Source organism: Microbacterium sp. I2 (assembly GCF_051364985.1).
Classification (GTDB): Bacteria; Actinomycetota; Actinomycetes; order Actinomycetales; family Microbacteriaceae; genus Microbacterium.
In genome coordinates, this window is record NZ_JBLWIH010000016.1 from 1 (window position 1) to 4,813 (window position 4,813).

Here is a 4,813-nt window from a genome sequence, read left to right on the forward strand (position 1 = left end):
ACGACCATCGTCTTTCCGGCGCCCGTCTCGCCCGTGATGGCGGTGAAGCCGGGGCCGATCGGCAGGGTCGCCTCGGCGATCACACCCAGATCCCGCAGGCGCATCTCTTCGATCACAGGGAGAGCTCCGCGCTCGCCTGTGTCGGCAGCGTCCCGGTGATCGCCGCCGGCCCGCGCCAGCCCTCGACGGGAAGACGGAACTTTCGCACGAGCCGGTCCGTGAACTGCGCGGGATGCAGTCGCGCCAGGCGCACCGGACGGTCGGAGCGACGTACCACCACGCGCGCGCCAGGCGGCAGGTCGTGCGAGCGGCGACCGTCGCACCACAGGATGCCGGTGCCGTTGGTGTGCTCGAGGACCTCGATCGCGACCGCGTGCTCGGGGCCGACCACGAGCGGCTTGGCGAACAGCGCGTGCGCCGACAGCGGCACCACCGAGATCGCCTGAACCGTCGGCCAGATGACCGGGCCGCCGGCCGAGAAGTTGTACGCGGTCGACCCGGTCGGGGTCGAGATGACCACACCGTCGCAGCCGAAGGTCGAGAGCGGGCGTCCGTCGACCTCGATCACGACTTCGAGCATGCGCTCGCGGCTGGCCTTCTCGACGGTCGCCTCGTTCAGCGCCCACGTCTCGTAGATGACCGAGTCGACGGTGTCCTTCACGCGCACCTGCAGCGCGAGCCTTTCCTCGACGCCGTAGTCGCGCTCGATGACTCGGCGGACGGCATCGTCCATGTCATCGCGCTCGATCTCGGCAAGGAAGCCGACGTGCCCCATGTTGATGCCCAGGACCGGAGCCGTGCCGTCGCGCACGAGTTCGGCGGCGCGCAGGATGGTGCCGTCGCCGCCGAGCACGATCGCCAGCTCGATCTCGGTCACCGCGATGTCGCGGCCCAGGACCGCGACATCGGCGAACGACGGGCGCACCGCCACGAGGGCATCGCGGTCGTCGGGGGCGATCACGGGGCGCGCGCCGGACGCACGCAGCGCCGAGACCACGCGCTCCGCGGCGATGACCGTGTCGTCCCGGTGCGCATGCGCGACCACCAGGATGCTGCGCTCGTCGTCGGCGTTGTTCATCGGCTCCCCGCCAGTCGGTTCACGGTCCTCCCCATTCTGTCGGATCGCTCCGACGGGCGGGGCGTCCGACACTGGATCAGTCGGTGAGGCGGTCGACCTCGTCGCGCCACTGCTCGGGAATGCTCCCCCGCCCGAGCGCGAGATGCGCCACGTACTCGCGGTTGCCGTGCGTGCCCGCCAGCGGCGAGGCGATCAGTCCGCACGTGCCGAGGCCGTGATCCCACGCCGTCCAGAGCACCGTCGAGACGGCATCCGCCCGCAGCGTCGGATTGGTGACGAGACCGCCCTTGACCGCGGTGCGCCCCACCTCGAACTGCGGCTTGATCAGGAGCACCAGGTCGGCATCCGGCGCCGCGACTGCGCGCGCGGCCGGCAGCACGTGCGCGAGCGAGATGAACGACAGATCCCCGGTGATGAGCGACGGCGCGGCATCGACGCCGCTGGCTTCGATGAGCGAGGCCGGCGTCATGTAGCGGACGTTGAAGCCTTCGATCGAGACGACGCCCGGATCGGCCGAGACGGATGCCGCGAGCTGGTCGTGGCCGACATCGACCGCGATCACGGGCTCGGCGCCCCGTTCCCGCAGCACCTGGGTGAAGCCGCCGGTGGAGGCGCCCATGTCGAGGGCGACGCGACCGCGCACGTCGATGCCGAAGGCGTCCAGACCGGCGATGAGCTTGTGCGCGGCTCTGCTGACGTAATGGTCGGAGCCGCTCACCTCGATCACGCTGTCGTCGGGCACGGGAGTAGATGCTTTCACGACGGGCTTGCCGTCCACGCTCACGCGCCCCTCCGCAATGAGGCCTGCCGCGCGCGTTCGAGACCGAGCGAGTCCCCGAGCGGCCAGCGCCGCGTCGAGACGCTGCGTCATGACGGGGAGCCGGGGTTCGACTCCAAGCGGCGGGCGAGGGTGTCGTGGAGGCTCTCGTACGCTTCGGCACGCGTTGCGAGAGGCTGAGCCTCGATCACCTCGAGGGTCGAGAGCAGATCCCCGGTGTCGTCGGCGTCGCGCGTCGCATCCATGCCCCCAGGATACGGGCGAGTCGCGCCGGCACCGGTGCGATCAGGGCCGGTGGAACGGATCGGCGTAGAGCCGCTCGGGAACCCGGAACCCGAAGATGGCGCGCCCGGTGGACCAGATGGCAGCGGCGCCGGCGCGGACCAGATCGATCGGCCGGTCTCCCTCACTGACGATCCGCACATCGGGGCCGTCGATCGCGACGGTCGCACCGCGGACGGTGGCGACACCGTCCGTGACGGCCACGTGCGGGTAGGGCTCGTGCAACTCACGCAGATCGCCGAGGATGTAGGTCGGCCGCGAGCCTTCGGGCGCGGCGAGCACATGCTTGGGCCGGTCGATGCCCGTCAGGACGAGAGCGGACGCGATACCTGCCCGGTTCGCGCCGAGGATGTCGGTGTCGAGTCGATCACCGAGGAAGAGCGGATGCCGGGCGTCGAACCGCGAGACTGCCTCTTCGAAGATCGGAACCTCGGGCTTGCCCGCGACGGTCGCAAGACGCCCCACCGCCGTGTGCACCGCCGAGACGAGGGTGCCGTTGCCCGGTGCGATCCCGCGGGACTGCGGGATCGTCCAGTCCGTGTTGGTTGCGATCCAGGGGATGCCGCCGTCCTCTTCGGGCACCTTGAGGGCGAACGCGGCCTCAGCCAGTTGCGCCCAGCCCACCTCGGGTGCGAAGCCCTGGACGACGGCGGCGGGCGCGTCGTCGGCGCTGCGGGTCACGGCGAAACCGGCCTTCTCCACCTCGACGACGAGGCCGTCGCCCCCGACGACGAGGACCGTCGAGCCGGCGGGGATCCGCGTGGTCAGGAGCCGCATCGCCGCCTGCGGACTCGTCACGACGTCCCGGGCAGCCGTGCGCAACCCGAGCTCCGAGAGGTGCGCGGCAACAGACGCGTCGGTGCGCGAGGCGTTGTTCGTGATGTAGGCGAGCGCCCGGCCCTCGCGTGCCCGGTTCAGGCTCTCGACCGCATGCGGCAGTGCGCCCGCTCCGGCGTAGACGACCCCGTCCAGATCCGCCAGGACCACGTCGACACCCTCCAGCGGTGCGGCCGTCGAGGGCCGACGTCCGAACAGCGGCATCAGGGACGTGCCTCGTCCGGCGACTCCCCGCGCTCGTCGGGTGAGGCTTCGTGCTCCTCAGGTGACACGTCGTGCGCAGCATCTTCGTCGGAGGCCTCAGTCTCGGACTCGCCGTCGGAGGCCTCAGTCTCGGACTCGCCGTCGGAGGCCTCGGTCTCGGACTCGCCGTCGGAGGCCTCGGTCTCGGACTCGCCGTCGGATTCCTCCTCGACCTCCTCGACGAAGATCGTCTCGAGGTCGTCCACGCCCGCCGCCGCGTCAAGCGCTTCGGCGGCGATCAGAGCGCGACTGCGCCAGCGATCTGCCTCCTCGGCACGGCCGAGCTCCTCGAGCACCGCGGCACGCGCCGAGAAGAGCGCGGGGCTCCACTCGAAGGCGCGGTCGGGGTCGAGCTCGGGGATGTCCAGCTCCCCCAGTGCACGGTCGGGCTCGCCGAGGTCGAGGCGCGCGCCCGACATCGCGATGGCGAGCTCGACGCGCACGGAGGTCGGCAGCGACGCCCGATCGACGGCGCGACCGGTCTCGAGTGCACGGTCGGGGCGGCCCACACCCCGCTCGCTGTCCACGAGAAGCGCGATCTGGTCGTCCTTGCCGGAGATGCGGCGGTAGGTGCGCAACTCCCGCAGTGCCAGACCATAGTCGCCCGTCGCGTACGCGGTGATGGCGAGCGTCTCTCGCACGACGGCGATGCGCCCTGCACGACGGGACGCCGACAGCGCATGCTGGTGGGCGAGCTCGGGGTCTTCGTCGATGAGCTGCGCTGCCATCGCGAGGTGGCGGGCGACCTGGTCGGCGTTCTCCTTGCTCAGCGTCTTCAGCTCGTTGCGCGCGCTCGGATGGAGGTCCTTCGCGGTCACCTCGTCGGGGATGATCGGATCGTCGTGACTTGGGCGCACGGAACGGATCTCGCCGTCGCGCACCGCCCGGTCGGGGCGATCTGCGCCACCCCGCGTCGGGCGGGAGCCGTAGGGCTTGTCGCCCTCGCGCTTCGCGTAAGGCTTACGCTCACCGTCACGCTTCGCGTACGGCCTGTCACCGTCACGCTTCGCATATGGCTTGTCGCCGTCGCGCTTCGCATATGGCTTGTCGCCGTCGCGCTTCGCATACGGGCGCTTCTCGCCGTCACGCTTGCCGTAGGGCTTGTCGCCCTCGCGCTTCACGAACGGCTTACGCTCACCGTCACGCTTCGCATACGGCTTGTCACCGTCACGCTTGACGTAAGGCTTACGCTCACCGTCACGCTTCGCGTAGGGCTTGTCACCATCGCGCTTCACGTACGGCTTGCGATCACCGTCACGCTGCGCATACGGCCTGTCGCCATCGCGCTTCGCGTACGGCTTCTTACCGTCGGCTCGTTCCGCGTAGGGCTTGCGGTCGCCGGCGCTGCCCGAGGAAGAACGGCTTCCGCGATTCGGCGTCGCATCGCGCCCACGCTCGCGCGGGGCACGCTCTGCTGCGCCGTCTCGCGGCTCCTGCTCTGACATTCCTCGATCCTCTCCGATGGCGCCGTCACGGGCAATCGGTGTGTTAACGCGGAATGGCCACCCTGCGTTGGGTGGCCATTCCGTGTAATGGGTGTCCGGCGGTGTCCTACTCTCCCACAGGGTCTCCCCTGCAGTACCATCGGCGCTGGG

5 protein-coding genes are annotated in these 4,813 nt (G+C 70.3%); all 5 read right to left on the reverse strand.

The window, feature by feature from the left end; all coding sequences use genetic code 11:
- Positions 1-112: 112 nt before the first annotated feature.
- The gene (locus ACLKM7_RS13035) at positions 113-1,078 is read right to left on the reverse strand and encodes an NAD kinase (RefSeq protein ID WP_436447590.1); all 966 of its coding nucleotides are present in this window, start codon (positions 1,076-1,078) and stop codon (positions 113-115) included.
- Positions 1,079-1,154: 76 nt separating this feature from the next.
- Entirely contained in the window at positions 1,155-1,949 is a 795-nt protein-coding gene (locus ACLKM7_RS13040) for a TlyA family RNA methyltransferase (RefSeq protein ID WP_436447591.1), read from the reverse strand.
- The gene (locus ACLKM7_RS13045; RefSeq protein WP_436447592.1) at positions 1,946-2,101 is read right to left on the reverse strand and encodes a hypothetical protein; all 156 of its coding nucleotides are present in this window, start codon (positions 2,099-2,101) and stop codon (positions 1,946-1,948) included. Before ACLKM7_RS13045 ends, ACLKM7_RS13040 begins: the two co-directional genes overlap by 4 nt.
- A gap of 40 nt (positions 2,102-2,141) precedes the next feature.
- The gene (locus ACLKM7_RS13050; RefSeq protein WP_436447593.1) at positions 2,142-3,179 is read right to left on the reverse strand and encodes an HAD-IIA family hydrolase; all 1,038 of its coding nucleotides are present in this window, start codon (positions 3,177-3,179) and stop codon (positions 2,142-2,144) included.
- Positions 3,179-4,663 carry a primosomal protein gene (locus tag ACLKM7_RS13055; protein WP_436447594.1) on the reverse strand — a complete coding sequence of 495 codons (1,485 nt, stop codon included), beginning with the start codon at positions 4,661-4,663 and terminating at the stop codon, positions 3,179-3,181. The genes ACLKM7_RS13050 and ACLKM7_RS13055 overlap by 1 nt, the downstream gene beginning before the upstream one ends.
- Positions 4,664-4,813: the final 150 nt, after the last annotated feature.